Consider the following 21,527-nt stretch of genomic DNA (forward strand, 5'->3'; position numbering starts at 1 on the left):
GAGACCGGCGTGGTTCTGTCGAGGGCAGGGCTTTCGCGGGCGGGGAACCGAGGGGCGCGTCAGCCGCGGGCGAAGAGCAGCACGATCGACACGGCGAAAGCCACGAGTCCGAGGCTCAGGACTCCCGTCGCGGCCAGCGCGACGAACCGTACGAGCGGTGACGAGCGGGTGAGCCGCATGCGGTGCTGCGAGCCGCGGCGATAGAAGATGTCGGTCATGTCGGCCACGCCCACCTTCGCCTCGTCATGGTGTGACAGCGGGGCTTCGTTGACGCCGCCCTCGTCGTCGAACCACCGCACGACGCGATGGTCGCCGAGGTCTTCGACGACGGCGCGAGCGGGGAGCCACGTGCCGTCGGCGACGTAGAGGATCAGCGCGACGACGGCCAGCAGGGTCCCGCCACCGAGGCCCACCCATGTGAAGAGCTCGATGACGACATCGAGGACGTTCGACACGGGGGCTCCTGCGGGCGGGGCGACGATCTCCGCGCCGAGGCGCGACGGGTGGGTCCTCCAGCCTATCGGGCGGCGGCGGGTGCGCCGTCGTCGTCGCACCGTGCGGGCCCACCCTCGGGGTGGGAAGCACGAAAGGCCCGGGAGAACCCGGGCCTTTCGTGATGTGGAGCCGCCTAAGGGAATCGAACCCTTGACCTATTCATTACGAGTGAATCGCTCTGCCGTCTGAGCTAAGGCGGCGCGCGCCGCTGACGCGTGCACGATCATCGATCTTACATGCTCAGCGGGCTGCCTGACCAATCGGGCGGGGGTCAGTAGTCGCCGCTCGCTGCGCGGTCGGCGAGGATGTCGCGGCTCGATGACAGGCCGAGGCGCGTCGCGCCGGCGGCGATCATCTCTTCGGCCGCGGCGCGGGTGCGGATGCCCCCGGATGCCTTGACCTCGGCGCGGTCGCCGACCGTCTGCTTCATGAGCCGCACGGCGTGCACGCTCGCGCCGCCGGCGGGGTGGAAACCGGTGGAGGTCTTGACGAAGTCTGCCCCGGCGGCGACGGCGGCCTCGCAGACGGCGACGATCGCATCGTCGGACAGTGCCGCGGATTCGATGATGACCTTCAGGACGGTCGGCGCGGGAACCGCGGTCCGCACGGCCCGGATCTCGGCTTCGACGACCTCGTAGCGTCCTTCGACGGCGGCACCGATGTCGATGACCATGTCGATCTCGTCAGCGCCCTGCGCGACCGACAGCGCGGCTTCGGCGGCCTTGACCTCGGCGTGGTGCTTGCCGCTGGGGAAGCCGCAGACGACGGCGACCTTGAGCCCCGCCGGCACCTCGACAGGGAGGAACGAGGGCGACAGGCACACGCTGTAGGTGCCGAGCTCCGCGGCGTCGGCAATGGTGCGCTCGACATCGGCGCGGGTGGCCTCGGGCTTGAGCAGCGTGTGGTCGATGAAGGTGGCGAGGTCGGCGACGGACGGGGTCATGATGCTCCTTCGGGCGGGGACGACGACAAGCCTACGTTCCCGGCCCCGTCGACGCTCGTGTGCGTGCTGCTTCGCGGGACCCAGTATCAGCCGCAGCGCAGACCGTCCTCGGGGATCGTGCCGTTGATCAGGTAGTCGTCAACGGCGTCGGTGACGCAGGCGTTGCCCTTGTTGTAGCCGAGGTGTCCCTCTCCGACGTTGGTGACGAGCACGCCCTGCTCCAGCTGCGACGCCAGGCTCACCGCGCCGTCGTACGGCGTCGCCGGATCTCCGGTCGTTCCGATCACGACGATGGGCGGCGAGCCGGGCGCGGTGATGGGCTCACGCACACCGGTGGGCGGCACGGGCCACGACGCGCACGGGTCTCCTGCGCCGGCCCAGTACGGCGCGACGACGGGGGCTTGGGCGTCGAGCTTCTGCTGCAGCGCCGCCAGATCGGCATCCGTCCCCTCGTCGGGGTAGTCCATGCAGTTGTAGGCGACGAAGGCTTCCATCGTGTTGCCGTCGTACTCGTCGCCGATGCGCCCGTTGTAGAAGTCGGCGAGCTGGAAGGCGACGTCGGCGCGGCCGTCGCGCGCATCGGAGAGGGCGGCTCGGAGGTACGGCCAGCTCTCTTCGCTGTACAGGGCCGCGGTGATCGCGGTCATGAGAGAGTCACCGCCGAGCTGACGCCCGTCGGCGGCGGGAATCGGGCGGGCGTCGACGCGGGCGAGAAGCGCGGACAGGTCGGACATCGCGTCGTCGACGCTGCCGGCGAAGGGGCACTCGTTCGTGTTGAGGCAGTCGGCCATGAACGCGCGGAGCGAGTTCTCGAAGCCGACGGCTTGCCGCAGTGATGTGTTGGTTCCGGAGACGCTCGGGTCGATGCCGCCGTCGAGCACCATGCGGCCGACACGTTCGGGGAACAGCCCGGCGTAGGTGGCTCCGAGGAACGTGCCGTACGAGAACCCGAGGTAGTTCAGCTGCGGGTCGCCGAGCACCGCGCGGAGCACGTCCATGTCGCGTGCGGAGTTGTCGGTGGTGATGTAGGGCAGGATGCCGTCGCTGCGCGCCTCGCAGGCCTGAGCGAACGCGCTGGCGCGCTGGTCGAGGGCGGCCTCGCGCTCCTCGCTTCCCCGCGTCCCGGGCGGGATGTCGTAGAGGTACGCGTCGAGCTGCGGAGGGTCGTAGCAGGTGACGGCGGTGGACTCGCCGACTCCGCGCGGGTCGAAGCCGATGACGTCGTACGCGTCGGTCAGCCGGTCGTCGACGAGCACCGACAGGGCCTGCTTCATCAGCGAGACGCCGGCGGCGCCCGGCCCGCCGGGGTTGGTCAGCAGCGAGCCGATCGGCTCGCCCGACGTCGCGCGGTGCCGCACGACGGCGAGTTCGAGCTCGCCCACGCTCGGGTCGGCGTAGTCGCGGGGGACGGTGACACGCGTGCAGTCGAAGCCCGTGCCGCACTCCTCCCAGTCGAGGGTTTGCCCGTAGTACGGCAGCAGCTCGGCGGGTACCCCGTCGGTCTGCGGGGCCAGTGACGCGCCGTTGCCGGGCGCGATCGGCGGGATCTGGGCGTAGAGGCATCCGGACAGTGCGACGGCGAGCGCCGCGACGCCCGCCACGGCCGTGACGAGCCGTCGACGCAGGCTCACGGCGCCGACCCGTTCGCGACGGTGATGAGCAGACTCTCGAGCGCGAGCAGCGGGGCGGCGTTCTGCTCGAGGTTGCGGCGCGTGTCGGTGATGCGGTCGAGCACCCCGAGCGTGCGCGCGGGGGTCCATTCGGCGGCGAGGGAGCGCAGGGCGTCGATCCTTTCGGCGTTGACGAGGTCGCCGTCGCGCCCGTACTGCAGCATGACGACGTCGCGGAAGAGCGACTGGAGGTCGGTGAGAACCCGATCGATGCCGTCGCGGAGGCTGCGGGTGGCACGGCGCTTCTGGTCGTCTTCGAGGGCGTTGAGCTGCCCGCGCACGCTGGGCGGGACGGCCGCCCCTTCGGCGACGCCGAGGGTGCGCAGCAGGGTGCGGCGCTCTTCCTCGTCGCGGGTGGCGGTGAGTGCCTTCGCGTCGTCGGTGGCGAGACGCACGATGTGCCCGGCGACCTCGACGGCGTCGCTGATGCCCCGCACGGCGAGCACGGCCGAGAGCGTCTCGGCACGGCGCGCGCGGGCGTCGTCGTCGGTCGCGAGGCGCTGGGCCATGCCGATGTGCCGCTGCGCGTGGCGCGCGGATTCTTCGGCGACGTCGGCGGGGACGCCCGTGCGCTCGACGATCAGGGAGGCGACGTCGGTGACCGACGGTTCGCGCAGGCGCAGCACGCGGACGCGGGAGCGGATCGTGGGCAGCAGGTCGGCGTCGCTGGGGGCGCACAGCACCCAGACGGTCTGCTCGGGCGGCTCTTCGAGTGCCTTGAGCAGGACGTTCGAGGTGCGCTCGGCCATGCGGTCGGCGTCTTCGACGACGATGACGCGGTAGCGGCCGAGCGAGGGGGCGAACGACGCGCGCTCGACGAGCCGGCGGGCCTCGTCGATGCGGATGACGACCTGCTCGGTGCGGAGGGCCGTGAGGTCGGGGTGGGTGCGGGCGAGCACCTGGCGCTGGGCGGCTTCGTCGCCGGGATCGGCGATGAGGGCGGCCGCGAACGCGTAGGCGAGGGTGGAGCGGCCCGACCCGGGAGGTCCCGTGATGAGCCACGCGTGCGCGAGGGCGGCCGGGTCGGTGGCGGCGGCGCGGAGGGTTTCGACCGCATCGTCTTGGCCCCACACGGCGTCCCACGGGAAGGGGGCGGCGACGGGTCGAGGGGGCGAGTCCACGGCGGCCGACATGGGTTCCACCCTAATCGCGGGCGCCGACACGGCCGCTGTCGATCCGCTGAGCGTCGGCGGCTGGCACGGTCAGGACAGTCGGGATGCCACGGCCTCGCGGACGCGCTCGGCGAGCGCGAGCGCGGGCTCGGTGGCATCCAGGACCAGGAAGCGATTCGGCTCGTCGGCGGCGAGGGCGAGGAACGCGGCGCGCACGCGCTCGTGGAACTCGGCCTTCTCGGCTTCGAGCCGGTCGAAGGGCTTGTCGTCGGCGTCGAGGCGCGCGCGGGCTGCGGCGGGGTCGAGGTCGAGCAGCACGGTGAGGTCGGGGAGGAGTCCCCCGGTGGCCCACAGCGAGAGTTCGCGGACGTCGTCGGCGTCGAGCACGCGACCGGCGCCCTGGTACGCCACCGACGAGTCGAGGTACCGGTCTTGGATGACGACGTCGCCGCGCGCGATGGCGGGCTGCACGACGGTCTCGATGTGGTGGGCGCGGTCGGCGGCGTAGAGCAGGGCTTCGGCGCGGGGCGCGATGTGGCCGCGATGGTGGAGCACGATGTCGCGGATGCGGACGCCGACGTCGGTGCCTCCCGGTTCGCGGGTGCGCACGACCTCGCGACCTTGCGCCCGCAGCCATTCCTCGAGCAGTGCGGCCTGTGTGGTCTTTCCGGCGCCGTCGCCGCCCTCGAAGGTGAGGAACAGCCCGGGCCCCCCGGCTGCTGCCGCGCGGGGGGCGTGGGGCGGCCGGGGAGACGCGCCGGTCACGACTTCTTCGCCGGGGCCTTGCGGGTGGTGGTCGTCTTCTTCGCCGCGGTGCGCTTGGGGGCGGGGCCCTTGGCGCGCTTGTCGGCGATGAGCTCGACGGCCCGCTCGAAGGTGATCGCCATCGCGTCCTCGCCGCGCGGCACTGTGGCGTTGGTCTCACCGTCGGTGACGTAAGGGCCGAAGCGCCCGTCCTTGAGCTTGATCGGCTTGCCGCTGACCGGGTCGGCGTCGAATTCCTTCAGCGCGCTGGAGGCACGACGCGCCCCGTACTTGGGCTCGGCGTACTTGGCGATGGCCTCTTCGAGCGTGATGTCGAAGATCTGCTGCTCGGAGTCGAGCGACCGGGAGTCGGTGCCCTTCTTCAGGTACGGGCCGAAGCGACCGTTCTGCGCGGTGATCTCCGCCCCGGACTCGGGGTCGACGCCCACGACGCGCGGGAGCGAGAGCAGCTGCAGCGCGGTGTCGAGGTCGATGGTGTCGACCGACATCGAGCGGAACAGCGACGCGGTGCGGGGCTTGGGCGCCGCTTCCTTTTTGGCACCACGCTTCTTCGGCGCTTCGACGACCTCGCCGGTGGCCTGGTCGACCTCTTCGGGCTCTTCGGCCTCGACTTCTTGCACGTACGGACCGAAGCGACCGTCCTTGACGACGACGAGCTTGCCGTTCTCGGGGTTCTCGCCCAGCACACGGTCGCCGGCGACGGGGGCGTCGATGAGCTCCTGCGCCTTCTCGGGCGTGAGCTCGTCGGGGGCGAGGTCTTCGGGGATGTTGACGATGCGCGGCTTGGCGTCCTCGGGGGCGCCGGGCTCGACGACCTCGAGGTAGGGGCCGTACTTGCCGAAGCGGAGGGTCGCGGTGTCGGTGATGCGCGTGGAGTTGAGCTCGCGTGCGTCGATCTCGCCGAGGTTCTCGACGATGTGGCGCAGACCCACCTGCTTGTCGGAGCCGAAGTAGAAGGCCTTGAGCCACTCGGTGCGGCGCTGCTCGCCGCGGGCGATGGCATCCAGGTCGTCTTCGAGCGCGGCGGTGAAGTCGTAGTCGACGAGGTCGGCGAAGTGCTGTTCGAGGAGCCGCACGACGCTGAAGGCGAGCCAGCTGGGCACGAGCGCCTGTCCGCGCTTGGTGACGTAGCCGCGGTCGAGGATCACGCCGATGATGCTCGCGAACGTCGACGGGCGACCGATGCCCTTCTCTTCGAGGGCCTTCACCAGGCTCGCCTCGGTGTAGCGGGGCTTGGGCGAGGTGCTGTGGCCCTTGGGCTCGACGTCGCTGATCGCCAGCTCGTCGCCGACGGCGACGGCCGGGAGCGACTGGTCGGCGTCGTCGTCGTTGCGCTTCTCGTCGTTGCCCTCTTCGTAGGCCTCGAGGAAGCCCTTGAAGGTGTAGACGGTGCCCGACGCGGTGAACTCGGCGCTCTTCTCCCCCGCCTGGACGGCGAGGGTGACCGTGGTGGTCTCGTACTTGGCATCCGACATCTGGCTGGCGATGGTGCGCTTCCAGATCAGGTCGTACAGCTTCTGCTCGTCGCGGTCGAGCGCGGAGGCGACCGACGCCGGGGTGCGGAAGTCTTCGCCGGAGGGGCGGATGGCCTCGTGCGCCTCTTGCGCGTTCTTGGACTTGCTCTTGTAGACGCGGGGGTTGGCCGGGACGGCCTTGTCGCCGTACAGCGCCACGGCCTGCGCCCGCGCGGCCTTCACGGCCTGCGTCGACAGCGCCGTGGAGTCGGTACGCATATAGGTGATGTACCCCTTCTCATAGAGACGCTGAGCGACGCCCATGGCGTGCTTGGCGCTCATCGAGAGCTTGCGACCGGCCTCCTGCTGCATGGTGGAGGTGGTGAAGGGGGCGCGGGGGCTGCGGGTTCCGGGCTTGGCCTCGACCTTGGCGACCGTGGCCTTAGCCGCGGCGACGATGTCGGCGGCGAGCGCGCGTGCCTGCGCCTCGTCGAGCACGACGACGGCCTTCTTGAGCTTTCCGTTGTCGTCGTAGTCACCGCCGCGGGCGAGCGGGGCGCCGTCGAGACGGTTGAGGCGCGTGGTAAACGAGGAGCCGGACTTGGATGCCAAGGCCTCGACGTCCCAGTACGTGGCCGAAACGAACGCCATGCGCTCGCGCTCGCGCTCGACGACCATGCGGGTGGCGGCGGACTGGACGCGGCCGGCGCTGAGAGCCGTGCCCTCGCGGCCGGAACCGACCTTGCGCCACAGCACGGGCGAGACGTCCCAGCCGTAGAGGCGGTCGAGGACGCGCCTGGTCTCCTGCGCGTCGACGAGCGACTCGTCGAGGTCGCGGGTGTGCTGGACGGCATCCTGGATGGCGTCCTTGGTGATCTCGTGGAACACCATGCGGCGCACGGGGACCTTGGGCTTGAGCACCTCGCGCAGGTGCCACGCGATGGCCTCGCCCTCGCGGTCACCATCGGTGGCGAGCAGGACTTCGTCGGCGGACTTCAGGGCACGCTTGAGCTCGGCGACCGTCTTGGTCTTGCGGTCGTTGACGACGTAGTACGGGTCGAAGTCGTTCTCGACGTCGATGGAGTACTTGCCGTAGGCCGCCTTCTTGTCGGCGGGGATCTCCTTCTTGGAGGCGAGGTCGCGGATGTGCCCGACCGAGCTGAGCACTTCATAACCGTCGCCGAGGTATCCCTGGATCGACTTCATCTTCGTCGGGGACTCGACGATGACGAGCTTCTTGCCGTTTGCCACTGGGGTCCTTTCTTCGTTGCACACCATACACACGCCTTCCTGGTCGGGATCCGGGAGGTCGTACGCGGTCGAGACATCGGGCGGTCCTGCCCGCGAGCGTGCAGCGAACGGAATCCCACCGTACGCGGTACCGACCGTGACCGTCGCGACGAGGCCGTCGACATCGCATCCGTTCAGGTTCACACCACCCGCGCTCGCCACCTCCGCGGCCGCCTCGCACGGCACCCCGGGGATGGCGCCGCTGACGGTGTCGGCGGCGGCGAGCGCCGCGGCATCCGCGATGCCCGCGACACGTTGCGCCTGCACGGCGGCGCCGGCGACGACCGCCAGGCCGACGGCGGCGACGGCGACGGCGGCGACCACGCCGACGGCCGAAACGCTCCCCGCCATCACTCGCCCCCGTCGAGCGCGCACGAGCGCGCGGTGAGCGGTCCGAAGGGAAGGGGAATAGGGACCGGCGCCGAGGCCTCGACGCAGACGAGTCGATCGTGCCGTTCGACGGAGATCGTGGCGCCGACGCCCGCGACCACCTCTCGAGCGCGGCCGTCGTCACCGCGGCCGAATAGCCGCGCCGACTCCGCGGCGGCGTGCTGCAGACGCACCGCCGTCGCGCCGGCGGCGAGAGCACCGAGACCCAGCGCCAGGACGAGGATGACCGCGGGGAGGGCCACGGCGAACTCCGCCGTGACCGCTCCACGGTCGTCGTGCAGCGGACGTATCACTGCACCGTCAGCGCTCGGCGCACGAGGTCGGTCAAAATGCCCCGCACCTCGTCGGACCGCATGATGACGACCAGTAGCCCCGCGAAGGCGACAGCGGCCATCGTTGCGATCGCGTACTCGGCGGTGGCGGCCCCGCGGTCATCGAGGAACAGGAACGACGCGCGCCGGGAGTCGAGCCGCGGGGGCGCGGGCAGAGGACCGACTGTGGGCAGGGGACGAGGGGCGAGAAACCGGAACATAGGACTCCTTCTTCTTGAGGTGTGGGCACGAGCGGGGCCGACCACGGGCTAGACGGGCACGACAGTGGAGCGGACGATGCCGAACACCGCGGGAACCACGGCGAGGAGCAGAAACGCGGGCAGAGTGCAGACGCCAAGGGGGACGAGCAGCCGCGTCGACAGCCGCGCGGCCGCTTCTCGCCCTCTCGTGCGTGCGCGGTGCCGCGCAAGCCAGGCTTCGCCCCGGAGGAGGTCTACCGCGGGCGCCCCCGCGCTCATCGACAGGTCGAGTGCCGCGTCCACGCCCTCCGGCGGCTCGGCCTCCGCGAGACTCCGGTGCCCGTCTGCGAGTTCGCGGGCGCGATCGATCGACGCCCCCGATGCCAGAGCGAGAGCGAGGAGTTCGGCATCCCAGCCCGGTATACCGGGCGAGGGTCGGGCGCGTCGGGCCAGACGTGAGGTCCAGACGTGCGAGATTCCGACGAGCATCAGCCCGCCGATCACGCAGCAGGCGCCGAAGGGCTCTCTCACCGCCCGCAGCAGATCGAGCCCGAGAACACATCCGAGCGGAACGCCCAGAAGCGGCAACCACGTCAACAAGCGCGCGGTGGCCGCGGGTTCGGCCAGCGCGACGGTTACCTCGGCTTTCACCTCCGTGGCGGCTTGCAACGCCGCCACAGCGGATCGCAGGGTGTCGGCGAGCGGCGCCCCGACGTCCACCGCCACCGCCCAGACGGCCGCGATGTCAGGCCAGGCACCCTCGCCCGAGCGCAAGACGGCGGCGACATCTCCCCCCGATTCGGCGGCGTGCGCCGCACGCACGAGTAGGGGGTCGCCGGCCTTCGCGAGGTGGGCCCAGGCGGACGCCACGGCCACCCCCGCGGTGAGGAGGACAGCCAACCGCATGGTCGTCTCGATGATGACGGCGTCGGAGTCCTCTCGGCGGGCAGTCCTCACGGGCTGGGCTCCTCGACGATCGCCAGCCGCCCGTCGCGCAGAACGGGCCGGCCCAGTCCGGCCACGCGCCGGAGTCCGGCCACGCGCTCGACGTGGATGACGACGTGCAGCGCGCTCACCCCCTGGCGCGCGAGGGCCACGGCATCCATTCCTGCCAGCGCTCCGAGGGCTTCGAGCCTCGCGGGAACTTCGGCGAGCCCGCGCGCGTGCAGTGTGCCCGCCCCGCCGTCGTGACCGGTGTTCAGCGCGAGGAGGAGTTCCCGGATCTCGGCGCCGCGGCACTCCCCCAGCACCAACCGGTCAGGCCGCATGCGCAGCGCCTCACGAACGAGCCGCGCAAGGTCGACAGCGCCGGCACCCTCGATGTTGGCCTGGCGCGCCTCCAGCGAGACATGATGCGGGTGTCGGGGGCTTAACTCCGCCACTTCTTCGATGGTCACGATGCGCTCCGTCGCCGGAACGCGCGACAGCAGCGCCGACAGAAGTGTGGTCTTGCCCGCCCCCGTCGCGCCCGTGATCAGCACGTTGGATCGGGCGGAAACGGCCGCCTCCAGGCGATCCCGGACCGGGCCCGACAGCATTCCCGTGTGCTGCAGTTCGTCGAGATCGGGAGCGTCCCACCGCGGAACGCGGATCGATATGGCCGTCCCCCGCGCGGCGACCGGAGCGAGCACGGCGTGCACACGTACCCCCCGTTCGATGCGGACATCGACACACGGAGACGCGTCGTCGAGATGCCGACCACCGAGCGCGATCAAGCGCACAGCGAGATGTCTCACCTCGCTCTCGCTCGCCCGCCACGACGGCACGCGGACCGGGCCGGCACCGCGGTCGACGAAGAGGCCGTCCTCGCCGTTGACGAAGACGTCGGTCACCGCGGGGTCATCGAGAAAGGGACGCAGAAAGGCGAGCGAGGGCTCACCCCAGGGCGGCGATGGCGCGGGCGATGGCGCCGCGGACGACCGGGGCGAGGTCGGGACGGGAACGAGGCGGGGGGAAGTCACGCCGACAACGTAAGAAAAGCGCCGCCGGCCGCGCGGGGCTCGCTGCCGATTGCGTGAAGCATTCGGCCGATCGCCCGCCTGGGGAGAACCCGCGCCAGGGATGTCGGCGGAAAAAAGAGGGGGCGGCATCCCGTCAATGGGGGGCGAAGGATGCCGCCACGCGCCGGGGAAAAATTGGGGGGCTCCCCCCGACGCGCTGCCGAACGATGTTCGGGCAAGTCCAGCGTACGCAGGCGAGCAGCGAGCACCAACTCATATATCTCGATAAGCGAGCGATATATCAGGCGGGTCGCGGAGGAGGGATGCCAACTATCGGAGGTAACCGCCGTGCGAGGCCGCGGGATAACGTGACCGTGGCGCGAGGACGCGCCGTGCCTCGACCGCGAAGGAGCGCCAGATGAGCAGCCAGATCGATCATCTCCTCAACGAGACCCGCCGTTTCGCCCCGTCGGCGGAATTCGCCGCGAACGCCGTCGCCGACGCGAGTCTGTACGAGCGCGCGGCCGCCGATCGCGAGGGGTTCTGGGCCGACCAGGCGCGGGAACTGCACTGGCACACGCCGTTCACGACCGTGCTCGACTGGTCGAACCCGCCGTTCGCCGAATGGTTCGCCGACGGCGAGCTCAACGTCGCCTACAACTGCCTCGATCGCCACGTCGAGGCCGGCAACGGCGACCGCATCGCACTGCGCTGGGAGGGTGAGCCCGGCGACCGCCGCAATGTCACGTACGCCGAACTCACCGACGAGGTCAAGCGCCTCTCGAACGTGCTCCTCGACCTCGGCGTCGAGCGCGGCGACCGTGTCGCGATCTACCTGCCGATGATCCCCGAGGCCATCGCCTCGATGCTCGCCGTCGCCCGCATCGGCGCCGTCCACTCGGTGGTGTTCGGTGGCTTCTCGGCCGACAGCCTGCGCGCCCGCATCGACGACGCCGGCGCCAAGCTCGTCATCACCGCCGACGGCGGATGGCGCAAGGGCAAGGTCTCGCCCCTCAAGCCCGCGGTCGATCAAGCCCTCGCCGACCGCAACGGGTCCGGCATCCAGGAGACCGTCGAGCACGTCCTCGTGATCAAGCGCGGCGAGAACGACGTCGAATGGACCGACGACCGCGACATCTGGTGGCACGACGTCGTGCCGCAGGCCTCGAGCGACCACGAGGCCGAAGCCTTCCCGGCCGAGAACCCGCTGTTCATCCTCTACACCTCCGGCACGACCGGGAAGCCGAAGGGCATCCTGCACACCTCGGGCGGTTACCTCACCCAGGCCGCGTTCACCAACCGCGTCGTCCACGACGTGCATCCCGAGACCGACGTGTACTGGTGCACCGCCGACATCGGCTGGATCACCGGGCACACGTACGTCGCGTACGGCCCGCTCGCCAACGGCGCGACGCAGCTGCTGTTCGAGGGCACGCCCGACACCCCGCACCCCGGCCGCTGGTGGGAGCTGATCCAGAACCACGGCGTGACGATCTTCTACACCGCGCCCACCGCGATCCGCTCGTTCATGAAGATCGGGCGCGATGTGCCGCAGGGCTTCGACCTGTCGTCGCTGCGTCTGCTCGGATCGGTCGGTGAGCCCATCAACCCCGAAGCGTGGGTCTGGTACCGCGACATCATCGGCGGCGACCGCGCCCCGATCGTCGACACGTGGTGGCAGACCGAGACCGGGGCGATCATGATCTCGGCCCTTCCCGGGGTCACCGAGACCAAGCCCGGCTCGGCGCAGGTGCCGCTCCCCGGCATCTCGGTCGACGTCGTCGACGACGCCGGCGAGCACGTCGGCCACGGCAACGGCGGTCTGCTCGTCATCACCGAACCGTGGCCGTCGATGCTGCGTGGCATCTGGGGCGACCCCGAGCGCTTCGTCGAGACGTACTGGCAGAAGTTCGCCGACAAGGGCTACTACTTCGCCGGCGACGGTGCGCGCCTCGACGACGACGGCGACGTGTGGCTGCTCGGCCGCGTCGACGACGTCATGAACGTCTCGGGACACCGCCTCTCGACCGCCGAGATCGAGTCGGCGCTCGTCGGGCACGAGGGAGTCGCCGAAGCGGCGGTCGTTGGCGCCTCCGACGAGACCACGGGTCAGGCCGTCGTCGCGTTCGTCATCATCAAGAGCCGCTACATGAAGAAGAATGGCGTCGACGGACTCGGCGACGTACTGCGCCGGTGGGTCGGGGAGCAGATCGGCCCCATCGCCCGCCCGCGCGACGTCTACATCGTCGGCGAGCTCCCCAAGACCCGCTCCGGCAAGATCATGCGGCGCCTGCTCCGCGACGTCGCCGAAGGCCGCGAGGTCGGCGACACCACGACGCTGGCCGACACCGCGGTCATGAGCGTCATCAGCGCGCAAGTGAAGTGAGACCCGGACGCGCCGCGGATGCCCGAGCCCTGGCATCCGCGGCGCGTTCTTCACGGCGGATGCCGGCGCGGCGGTGTTGTATACGAAAGACGCAAGGCAGCAGCCTTCAAGCGCCACCCTCGCACCGTGTGTATACACTGAGAGGAACGGGCGGGGAGGAGGGATGCCATGCGCGCCAGCGACCGTGCGTACGCCGCGCTCCTCGAAGAGATCCAGACCGGCGCTCTCGCTCCCGGAACCGTCCTCGGCGAGGTCGAGCAGGCCGCCCGACTCGGTGTGAGCCGCACACCCTTGCGCGCGGCCCTCGCGCGCCTCACCGCGGACGGACTCGTCGCCCAGACCTCGCCCCGCGTCACCGTCGTCACCCACATCGACGGGGATGACATCCGCGCCCTCTTCGTCGTCCGGCGCGCCCTGGAAGAGACCGCGGCGCGTCTCGCCGCCGCGTCGAACCGTTCGGCGGAATTCGCCGCCCTCGTCCACGCGTTCGACGACGCCCGCCTCGACGGCGAGGCCGCGCGCGACGCGTACTACCGCCTCATCGCCCGCTTCGATGCGGCGCTCGACGAGGCCGCGGCGAACGAATACCTGAGCTCCGCGCTCCGCACCGTCCGCACCCACCTCGTGCGCGTGCGTCGCCTCGCCCGCTACCAGCCCGAGCGGCTCGCCGCCTCGGTGTCGGAGCACCGCCTCATCGCCGCCGCGATCGCCGCCGGTGACGCCGATCTCGCCGCCGACGCCACCCACGTGCACCTGCACAACGCCCTGACGAGCATCCTCGAGTCTCTCGACGACGCCGCGCCCTCGCCCGAACGAAAGGCCTCCGCATGACGATCACCCACCACCTCCGTGTCCACCGCAGCGACGAGAACCTCGCCCGCGAAGGACAGCTGGCGTGGGCCCTCGCGCGCATCGCCGTCGACCCGGTCGCGGTCGAAGACGACGTGGTCGACATGATCATCAACCGCATCATCGACAACGCCGCCGTCGCCGCCGCCTCGCTCACCCGCCGGCCCGTCAGCGCCGCCCGGCAGCAGGCCCTCGACCACGCCGTCTCGATCGGGGGCGTCGGAGCGACCGTGTTCGGCTGCACCCTCGAACGCCGCTCGAGCCCCGAATGGGCGGCATGGGCCAACGGCGTCGCCGTGCGCGAACTCGACTACCACGACACGTTCCTCGCCGCCGACTACTCCCACCCCGGCGACAACATCCCGCCCGTGCTCGCCGTCGCGCAGCACACCGGCCGCGACGGCGCCGCCGTCGTGCGCGCGCTGGCAACCGCGTACGAGGTGCAGATCGACCTCGTCCGGGCGATCTCGCTGCACAAGCACAAGATCGATCACGTCGCCCACCTCGGCCCCTCGGCCGCCGCCGGCATCGGCACGCTGCTCGACCTCGACCAGGAGACGATCTACCAGGCGATCGGTCAGGCCCTGCACACCACCACGGCCACACGGCAGTCGCGCAAGGGCGAGATCTCGACGTGGAAGGCGCACGCCCCCGCCTTCGCGGGCAAGATGGCGATCGAGGCCGTCGACCGCGCGATGCGCGGCGAGACCAGCCCCTCCCCCATCTACGAGGGCGAAGACGGCGTCATCGCCTGGATGCTGGGCGGACCGGATGCCACCTACGACGTGCCGCTGCCGGCCGAGGGCGAGTCCAAGCGCGCGATCCTCGACTCGTACACGAAGGAGCACTCGGCCGAGTACCAGGCGCAGGCGTGGATCGACCTCGCCCGCCGCCTCGGCACGGAGCGCCCCGACCTGCGCGACCCCGAGAACGTGGCATCCATCGTCCTGCACACCAGCCACCACACGCACTACGTGATCGGCTCGGGGTCGGGAGACCCGCAGAAGTACGACCCCACCGCGTCGCGCGAGACGCTCGACCACTCGATTCCGTACATCTTCGCCGTCGCCCTGCAGGACGCCGCGTGGCACCACGTCGACTCCTACTCGCCCGAGCGCGCCGGCCGCGAAGACACCGTCGCCCTGTGGCACAAGATCACGACGGCCGAGGATGCCGAGTGGACGCGCCGCTACCACTCCGAGGACCCGAACGAGAAGGCGTTCGGCGGGCGGGTCGTGATCACCCTCGCCGACGGCTCGGTGGTCGAGGACGAGATCGCCGTCGCCGACGCCCACCCGCTCGGGGCGCGGCCGTTCGCGCGCGAGGACTACGTCCGCAAGTTCCGCCTGCTCGCCGAGCCGGTGCTGCTGCCCGACGAGATCGAGCGCTTCCTCGACCTCGCGCAGCGCCTGCCCGAGCTGACCGCCGACGAGGTGCTGCAGCTGACGATTGTCGCGAAGCCCGGCGTCTTGGCCCTGGCTCCGGCCCCGAAGGGGCTGTTCTGATGACGCGCGCGGGGGCGATGCCCCGCACAACTCCGGCAATCCGGCCGGTCGGGGGCGCCTGGCCCGCGGGTTTCCGCGGTCGCACGCCCCGGTCGACACGGTTCTGCAGGAGTTGTGCACGCCCGATGGAGGAGAACTGATGCTGTACTCCCAGACCACTCCGGCGCAGAAGCGCCGCGCGCTGCGCGAGAGACTGGCATCCGGGGAGCTCGTGCGGATGCCGGGGGCCTTCAACCCACTGTCCGCCCGCCTCATCGAGCGCAAGGGCTTCGAGGGCGTCTACATCTCCGGCGCCGTGATCTCGGCCGACCTCGGGCTCCCCGACATCGGGCTGACGACGCTCAGCGAGGTCGCCGGCCGTGGCCAGCAGATCGCGCGCATGACGGAGCTGCCGGCGATCATCGACGCCGACACCGGCTTCGGCGAGCCGATGAACGTCGCCCGCACGATCCAGACGCTCGAAGACGCGGGGCTCGCGGGCACCCACATCGAGGACCAGGTCAACCCGAAGCGCTGCGGCCACCTCGACGGTAAGAGCGTGGTGGATGCCGACACCGCGATCAAGCGCATCCGCGCCGCCGTCGACGCCCGCCGCGACCCGGACTTCCTCATCATGGCCCGCACCGACGTGCGGGCGGTGGAGGGGCTTCCTGCCGCGATCGACCGCGCCAAAGCCCTGGTCGACGCCGGCGCCGACGCGGTGTTCCCCGAGGCGATGCGCGACCTCGGAGAGTTCGAGGCCATGCGCGCCGCCCTGGACGTGCCGATCCTGGCGAACATGACCGAGTTCGGCAAGAGCGAGCTGTTCTCCACGACCCAGCTGCGCGACGCCGGCGTGAACATGGTCATCTGGCCCGTGTCGCTCCTGCGCCTGGCGATGGGTGCCGCCGGCCGCGGCCTGGACGCGCTGGCATCCGAGGGGCACCTGCGCGACCAGCTCGACCAGATGCAGCACCGTGCCGACCTGTACGACCTCATCGACTACGAGCACTACTCGCGCTTCGACGCGAACGTGTTCGATTTCACCGTCACGAAGGAGTGAGCATGACCGACGTCGAGATCAAGAAGGGCCTGGCCGGGGTGACGGTGGACCACACCGCCATCAGCAAGGTCAACCCCGAGACCAACAGCCTGCTCTACCGCGGCTACCCGGTTCAGGAGCTCGCGGCGACGCAGTCGTTCGAGGCCGTTGCGCTGCTGCTGTGGAACGGCGAGCTGCCCACTCACGAGGAACTGCGCGCGTTCGAGGAGTACGAGCGCGCGAACCGCGATCTCGATGACGCCGTCCGCACCGTGATCGACCTGCTGCCGCTCGAGGCGCACCCGATGGATGTGCTGCGCACCGCGGTGTCGGTCCTCGGCGCGTCCGCCGCCGGGGTCGACGACAACTCCCCCGCGGCCGACCTCGCCAAGGCGAAGCTGCTGTTCGCCAAGATCCCCGCGATGGTGGCGTACGACCAGCGGCGTCGACGCGGCGAGGCCCTGATCGAGCCGCGCGCCGACCTGGACTACGCGCGCAACTTCCTCTGGATGACGTTCGGTGAAGACCCGGACGATGTCGTCGCCCGGGCGTTCACGGTGTCGATGGTGCTCTACGCCGAGCACTCCTTCAACGCCTCGACGTTCACCGCGCGCGTTATCACCTCGACCACCGCCGACCTGTACTCCGCGGTCGTCGGGGCCATCGGCGCCCTCAAGGGCGCGCTGCACGGCGGCGCGAACGAGGCCGTGATGCACATCCTCGACGAGATCGGATCCGCCGAGAACGTCGGCCCCTGGCTGGATGCCGCTCTCGCCGAGAAGCGCAAGATCATGGGATTCGGCCACCGCGTCTACAAGAAGGGCGACTCGCGCGTCCCGACGATGAAGGCCGCACTGGACACCCTCGTCGAGCACTACGGCGCCGGCGACCTCGCCGCGCTGTACGACGCGCTCGAGGCGGAGTTCGTCGGACGCAAGGGCATCTACCCGAACCTGGACTACCCGTCGGGCCCGGCGTACCACCTCATGGGGTTCGACACGCTCACCTTCACGCCGCTGTTCGTCGCCGCGCGCGTGACCGGGTGGACGGCCCACGTGAGGGAGCAGGCGGCATCCAACGCCCTCATCCGTCCGCTGTCCGCCTACAACGGGCCGGACGAACGGCACATCGAGGGCTACGTCGCCTCCGAGGCCGAACGGGAGGTCGCGGAACGCGACGCAGAAGCACAGTGACCTCGTCGCCCTGACCCGGGGCGCGAGATCGGCCCCGACCCGGGGCGACGGCGGATTCCGCGACGCGGCGGAATCGGACAAGGAGAGATCGATGAAGATCGTGGTCCTGGTGAAAGACGTGCCCGACACGTGGGGCGAGCGCACGCTCGACCTCGAAACGGGCCTGGCGCGACGCGACGCGAGCGATCACGTCGTCGACGAGATCAACGAGCGCGCCCTCGAGGTCGCCCTCGCCTACGCCGACACGCATCCGGATGCCGAGGTCGTCGCCGTGACGATGGCACCGGAAGCGGCGGCGGCCACGGTGCGCAAAGCGCTCGCGATGGGGGCGCACGCGGCGGTGCACATCGTCGACGATGCCCTGCGCGGCGCGGACCTGTCGTTGACGGCGGAGGTGCTCGCGGCCGCGGTCACGCGCGTCGGCTTCGACCTCGTCATCGCGGGGAACCTCTCCACCGACGGATCCGGCGGGGTGCTGCCCGCGATGCTCGCCGAGCACCTGCGCGTGCCGCACGCGACTTCGCTGTCGACGGTCGAACTCGGTGACGCCGAGGTGTCCGGCACGCGGGTGACCGAGGCCGTCACGGCACGGGTGTCGGCGCCGCTTCCCGCGGTCATCTCCGTGACGGAGGCGCTGCCCGACGGACGCTTCCCCACGTTCAAAGGCATCCTGGCCGCCAAGAAGAAGCCGTACGAGACGCTGACGCTCGCCGATCTGGATCTCGACGCCGACCCGGCGCGAGCACCCTGGTCGATCATGACGACGATCTCGCCGCGACCCGCCCGCACGGCGGGAACCGTGATCGTCGACGAGGGCGACGCGGGCGAGCGGCTCGCGGCGTTCCTGCTCGAGAACCGGCTGGCGTGAGGGGGACGACTGTGACCGACACGATCCTGGTCCTGCTGGAGACCACCCCCGCGCGCACCCTGACACGCTCCGCGGCGGGTCTGCTCGCCGCCGCGCGGGAGCTCGGCACGGCGGTCGCGCTCGTCGTCGGCGACGGCGAGGTCGCCACGCTCGCCGACGAGGCCATGGGCGCGGGCGCCGAGCGCGTGCTCGTCGCGCGCGGCGACGCCACGGCGCTGACCGTCCCCGTCGTCGACGCCCTCGACGCGGCGTTCGACCGCGTCTCTCCCGCGGCCGTGCTCGTCCCGAACTCCGTCGATGGTCGCGATGCCGCGGCACGTTTCGCGGCACGACGTCACCTTCCGCTGGCGGTGGATGCCGTCGGCGTGGAGCGCGACGACCAGGGCGTCCTGGCGCGGCACTCGGTGTACGGCGGGGGGTATGACGTGACCTCGGCCTCGACGTTCGGGCCGCTCGTCGTGACCGTCCGTCTCGGAGCGATCGACGCGCGCGCCGATCGGGTCGCCGACGTCCCGGTCGAGACGCTCGACGTCGCGGCCTCGGACGCGCCCGCCGCGATCATCGAGCGCGTCGAACCCGTCGTCGCGACGTCGGCCCGCCCCGAGCTGCGCGGGGCCTCCGCCGTCGTATCGGGCGGCCGCGGCCTGGGCTCGGCCGAGGGGTTCGCCCTCGTCGAGCAGCTCGCCGACGCGCTCGGTGCCGCCGTCGGCGCGTCCCGGGCGGCGGTGGATGCCGGCTACGTCGCGGCGGCGGCCCAGGTCGGGCAGACGGGGGTGTCGGTATCCCCCCGGCTGTACGTCGCGCTCGGCATCAGCGGTGCGATCCAGCACCGCGCGGGGATGCAGACCGCGCAGACGATCGTGGCCGTCAACAAGGATCCCGAGGCGCCGATCTTCGCCATCGCCGACCTCGGCATCGTCGGTGACGTCTTCACCGTGGTGCCGCAGGCGATCGCCGCGCTCGAGGCGAAGCGGTCATGAACGCCACCGTGCGGCGCCGCGGGCTCCCCCGTGTTCCCGGCGGCGAGCCGTGGCCGCCGGGAACCGGCGCGGCCACGGCGGCGACCACCGCTCCGGTCGATGCCGTGGGGTCCTCCGACGCGCCCGCCGCCCCGGCCGCGGCACCGATGCCCTCTGCGACGAGCACGCGCACGACCGACGCCGTCCTTCCCGCCGCCACCGAGGGACTCCCGCTGCGCCGCGGACTCCCCCGCACCCCGGGGGGCGATCCGTGGCCCCCGGCGGCGGCGCGACGGCCGGTCGAGGATGCCGTTGCATCCTCCGTCCACGTCGGCGACGAAACGACCGGCGCAACGGCTCTCGCCGATCCCGCGGCATCCGAGGTTCCGGCCGTTGCGACCGCGGCCGCCGACCGACCTCCGCTCCGCATGCCGCGCACCGTCGTCCCCACGGCGTCGTCGGAGCAGTGGAGCGACCTGCGCGCCGAACGGCTCGGACGCGAGCGAACCCCGGCGCCCGCGCCCTCGCGACGCGTCGCTCAGGCTCTCGCGGGCGGTGCGGCCCTCGCCGTCGCGGCCGTGATGGTGGTGCTCTTCACCCGGTGGATCGTCAGCACCCCCGCCGTCGCCGCCTTCCTCATCGCCTACCCGGGCGACTACCCGCTGCCCGAGACCGCCCCCGTGGGGCTTCCGGCGTGGCTCGGCTGGCAGCACTTTTTGAACGCGTTCTTCCTCGTGCTCATCGTGCGGTCGGGTCTGCAGGTGCGGCACGAGAAGCGCCCGTCGGCCTTCTGGTCACCCCGTCGCAACGCCAAGCGCAAGATCAGCCTGACGCTGTGGTTCCATCAGGCCCTCGACGTGCTGTGGATCGCCAACGGCATCCTGTTCGTCGTCCTCCTGTTCGCCACCGGGCAGTGGATGCGGATCGTGCCGACATCGTGGGAGGTCTTCCCGAACGCCGTCAGCGCCGTCCTGCAGTACGCGTCGCTCCAGTGGCCGACCGAGAACGGGTGGGTGGCGTACAACGCGCTGCAGCAGATGGCGTACTTCACCATCGTGTTCGTCGCGGCCCCGCTCGCGATCGTGTCGGGGGTGCGGATGTCGGGTGTGTGGCCGAGGGACGCCGAGCGCCTCAACCGCGCCTACCCGATCGCGTGGGCCCGCGCGGTGCACTACCCGGTGATGCTGTTCTTCGTCGCCTTCACCGTCGTGCACGTCGGGCTCGTGCTCGCCACGGGGGCGCGCAGGAACCTCAACCACATGTACGCCGCGCAGGACGGCGACGGATGGCTCGGGGTCATCGTGTTCGCGGCATCCCTCGCGGTGATCGCCGCGGCGTGGATCGCCGCTCGGCCCTCCGTGCTCGCCTCCGTCGCGCGCGTCTTCGGCAGCGTCGCGTCGCGGTGACGCGCAGCGACGGACGCGAGCTCAGGAGACGGTGAAGACGACCTCGACCTCGACGGGGCTGTCGAGCGGCAGCACCGGCACGCCGACGGCGGAACGCGCGTGGGCACCCGCTTCGCCGAACACCTCGCCGAGGAACTCGCTCGCGCCGTTGATCACGCCGGGCTGGCCGGTGAACTCGGGCACGGATGCCACGAACCCGGTGATCTTCAGCACGCCGGTGACGTTGTCGACACCGCCCACGAGCGACGCGGCGGCCGCGAGGGCATTGAGCGCGCACTGACGCGCGAGGGTCTTGGCATCCGCCGGGGACACCAGCGCGTCGGCCTCGCCGACCTTGCCGGTCGCGGGGAGCGCGCCCTGCACCATCGGGAGCTGACCGGAGGTGTAGACGAGGTCGCCGTGCCGCTTCGCGGGGATGTAGGCCGCCACGGGCGGGACGACACCGGGGAGCTCGACGCCGAGCGCGGCGAGGCGCTCCGAGACGCTCACTGCTGACCCTCGAACTGGCGAGCGGCGGTCGCGGCGGCGCCCAGGCCGGCGTTGGCCTCACCCCCGCCGACGGGGCGCTTGAAGTACGCCACGAGTCCCCCCTCGGGGCCGGTCACGACCTGGACGAGCTCCCACCCCTGCTTGCCCCAGTTGTTGAGGATCGCGGCGGTGTTGTGGATCAGCAGCGGCGTGGTGAGGTACTCCCACGTGGTCATACGGACTCCCGGCGGGTCGGCTCGATCAGCGAGCGAGAGGATGGGCGCGTACGCGCGCGAGGGCAC

Annotated in this window: 20 protein-coding genes and 1 tRNA gene; 8 read left to right on the forward strand and 13 right to left on the reverse strand. The window is 71.1% G+C overall.

Going from position 1 to position 21,527, the window contains the following annotated elements:
- Positions 1-59: 59 nt before the first annotated feature.
- From MHY30_RS03480 to MHY30_RS03530, 11 genes are all read right to left on the reverse strand, one after another.
- Positions 60-455, reverse strand: coding sequence for a hypothetical protein (locus tag MHY30_RS03480; protein WP_239275109.1), 396 nt, complete (start codon positions 453-455; stop codon positions 60-62).
- A 164-nt stretch (positions 456-619) separates the two neighbouring features.
- Positions 620-695: transfer RNA gene (locus MHY30_RS03485), tRNA-Thr, on the reverse strand.
- Between the two features lie 71 nt (positions 696-766).
- On the reverse strand, positions 767-1,438 hold the full coding sequence (gene deoC / locus MHY30_RS03490) for a deoxyribose-phosphate aldolase (RefSeq protein WP_239275110.1): 672 nt from the start codon (positions 1,436-1,438) through the stop codon (positions 767-769).
- Positions 1,439-1,524: 86 nt separating this feature from the next.
- Positions 1,525-3,069, reverse strand: a complete 1,545-nt coding sequence (locus tag MHY30_RS03495; protein ID WP_239275111.1) for an alpha/beta hydrolase — start codon at positions 3,067-3,069, stop codon at positions 1,525-1,527.
- Positions 3,066-4,241 (reverse strand): DNA polymerase III subunit delta', encoded by a 1,176-nt coding sequence (locus tag MHY30_RS03500; RefSeq protein WP_239275112.1) that lies wholly within the window; start codon positions 4,239-4,241, stop codon positions 3,066-3,068. The genes MHY30_RS03495 and MHY30_RS03500 overlap by 4 nt, the downstream gene beginning before the upstream one ends.
- 69 nt (positions 4,242-4,310) lie before the next feature.
- Entirely contained in the window at positions 4,311-4,985 is a 675-nt protein-coding gene (tmk, locus tag MHY30_RS03505) for a dTMP kinase (protein WP_239275113.1), read from the reverse strand.
- Positions 4,982-7,690 carry a type I DNA topoisomerase gene (gene topA / locus MHY30_RS03510; RefSeq protein WP_239275184.1) on the reverse strand — a complete coding sequence of 903 codons (2,709 nt, stop codon included), beginning with the start codon at positions 7,688-7,690 and terminating at the stop codon, positions 4,982-4,984. The genes tmk and topA overlap by 4 nt, the downstream gene beginning before the upstream one ends.
- Before the next feature lie 389 nt (positions 7,691-8,079).
- On the reverse strand, positions 8,080-8,412 hold the full coding sequence (locus tag MHY30_RS03515; protein ID WP_239275114.1) for a TadE family type IV pilus minor pilin: 333 nt from the start codon (positions 8,410-8,412) through the stop codon (positions 8,080-8,082).
- The gene (locus MHY30_RS03520) at positions 8,409-8,651 is read right to left on the reverse strand and encodes a DUF4244 domain-containing protein (protein ID WP_239275115.1); all 243 of its coding nucleotides are present in this window, start codon (positions 8,649-8,651) and stop codon (positions 8,409-8,411) included. The genes MHY30_RS03515 and MHY30_RS03520 overlap by 4 nt, the downstream gene beginning before the upstream one ends.
- A 48-nt stretch (positions 8,652-8,699) precedes the next feature.
- The gene (locus tag MHY30_RS03525) at positions 8,700-9,587 is read right to left on the reverse strand and encodes a type II secretion system F family protein (RefSeq protein ID WP_239275116.1); all 888 of its coding nucleotides are present in this window, start codon (positions 9,585-9,587) and stop codon (positions 8,700-8,702) included.
- Entirely contained in the window at positions 9,584-10,591 is a 1,008-nt protein-coding gene (locus tag MHY30_RS03530) for a TadA family conjugal transfer-associated ATPase (RefSeq protein WP_308192644.1), read from the reverse strand. Before MHY30_RS03530 ends, MHY30_RS03525 begins: the two co-directional genes overlap by 4 nt.
- 397 nt (positions 10,592-10,988) lie before the next feature.
- Here MHY30_RS03530 and acs point away from each other — a divergent pair, with 397 nt between their 5' ends.
- From acs to MHY30_RS03570, 8 genes are all read left to right on the forward strand, one after another.
- Entirely contained in the window at positions 10,989-12,956 is a 1,968-nt protein-coding gene (gene acs, locus MHY30_RS03535; protein WP_239275117.1) for an acetate--CoA ligase, read from the forward strand.
- Between the two features lie 168 nt (positions 12,957-13,124).
- Positions 13,125-13,787 carry a GntR family transcriptional regulator gene (locus MHY30_RS03540; protein WP_239275118.1) on the forward strand — a complete coding sequence of 221 codons (663 nt, stop codon included), beginning with the start codon at positions 13,125-13,127 and terminating at the stop codon, positions 13,785-13,787.
- Positions 13,784-15,310: an MmgE/PrpD family protein gene (locus MHY30_RS03545; RefSeq protein ID WP_239275119.1), complete on the forward strand. Its 1,527-nt coding sequence runs from the start codon at positions 13,784-13,786 to the stop codon at positions 15,308-15,310. Before MHY30_RS03540 ends, MHY30_RS03545 begins: the two co-directional genes overlap by 4 nt.
- A gap of 139 nt (positions 15,311-15,449) precedes the next feature.
- The gene (gene prpB, locus MHY30_RS03550) at positions 15,450-16,352 is read left to right on the forward strand and encodes a methylisocitrate lyase (RefSeq protein WP_239275120.1); all 903 of its coding nucleotides are present in this window, start codon (positions 15,450-15,452) and stop codon (positions 16,350-16,352) included.
- Between the two features lie 2 nt (positions 16,353-16,354).
- Entirely contained in the window at positions 16,355-17,524 is a 1,170-nt protein-coding gene (locus tag MHY30_RS03555; RefSeq protein WP_239275122.1) for a bifunctional 2-methylcitrate synthase/citrate synthase, read from the forward strand.
- A 91-nt stretch (positions 17,525-17,615) separates the two neighbouring features.
- On the forward strand, positions 17,616-18,392 hold the full coding sequence (locus tag MHY30_RS03560) for an electron transfer flavoprotein subunit beta/FixA family protein (protein ID WP_239275124.1): 777 nt from the start codon (positions 17,616-17,618) through the stop codon (positions 18,390-18,392).
- An 11-nt stretch (positions 18,393-18,403) separates the two neighbouring features.
- Positions 18,404-19,372 (forward strand): electron transfer flavoprotein subunit alpha/FixB family protein, encoded by a 969-nt coding sequence (locus MHY30_RS03565; RefSeq protein WP_239275126.1) that lies wholly within the window; start codon positions 18,404-18,406, stop codon positions 19,370-19,372.
- Complete coding sequence (locus MHY30_RS03570) at positions 19,369-20,757, forward strand: cytochrome b/b6 domain-containing protein (protein WP_239275128.1); 1,389 nt, start codon at positions 19,369-19,371, stop codon at positions 20,755-20,757. The genes MHY30_RS03565 and MHY30_RS03570 overlap by 4 nt, the downstream gene beginning before the upstream one ends.
- 21 nt (positions 20,758-20,778) lie before the next feature.
- Here the strand turns inward: MHY30_RS03570 and MHY30_RS03575 are convergent, their stop codons facing one another.
- Together MHY30_RS03575 and MHY30_RS03580 are read right to left on the reverse strand one after the other, a co-directional pair.
- Positions 20,779-21,246 (reverse strand): RidA family protein, encoded by a 468-nt coding sequence (locus MHY30_RS03575; RefSeq protein ID WP_239275130.1) that lies wholly within the window; start codon positions 21,244-21,246, stop codon positions 20,779-20,781.
- Positions 21,243-21,461: a hypothetical protein gene (locus MHY30_RS03580; protein ID WP_026095616.1), complete on the reverse strand. Its 219-nt coding sequence runs from the start codon at positions 21,459-21,461 to the stop codon at positions 21,243-21,245. The genes MHY30_RS03575 and MHY30_RS03580 overlap by 4 nt, the downstream gene beginning before the upstream one ends.
- Positions 21,462-21,527: the final 66 nt, after the last annotated feature.

Source organism: Microbacterium sp. ACRRU, assembly GCF_022346945.1.
GTDB lineage: Bacteria > Actinomycetota > Actinomycetes > Actinomycetales > Microbacteriaceae > Microbacterium > Microbacterium mcarthurae.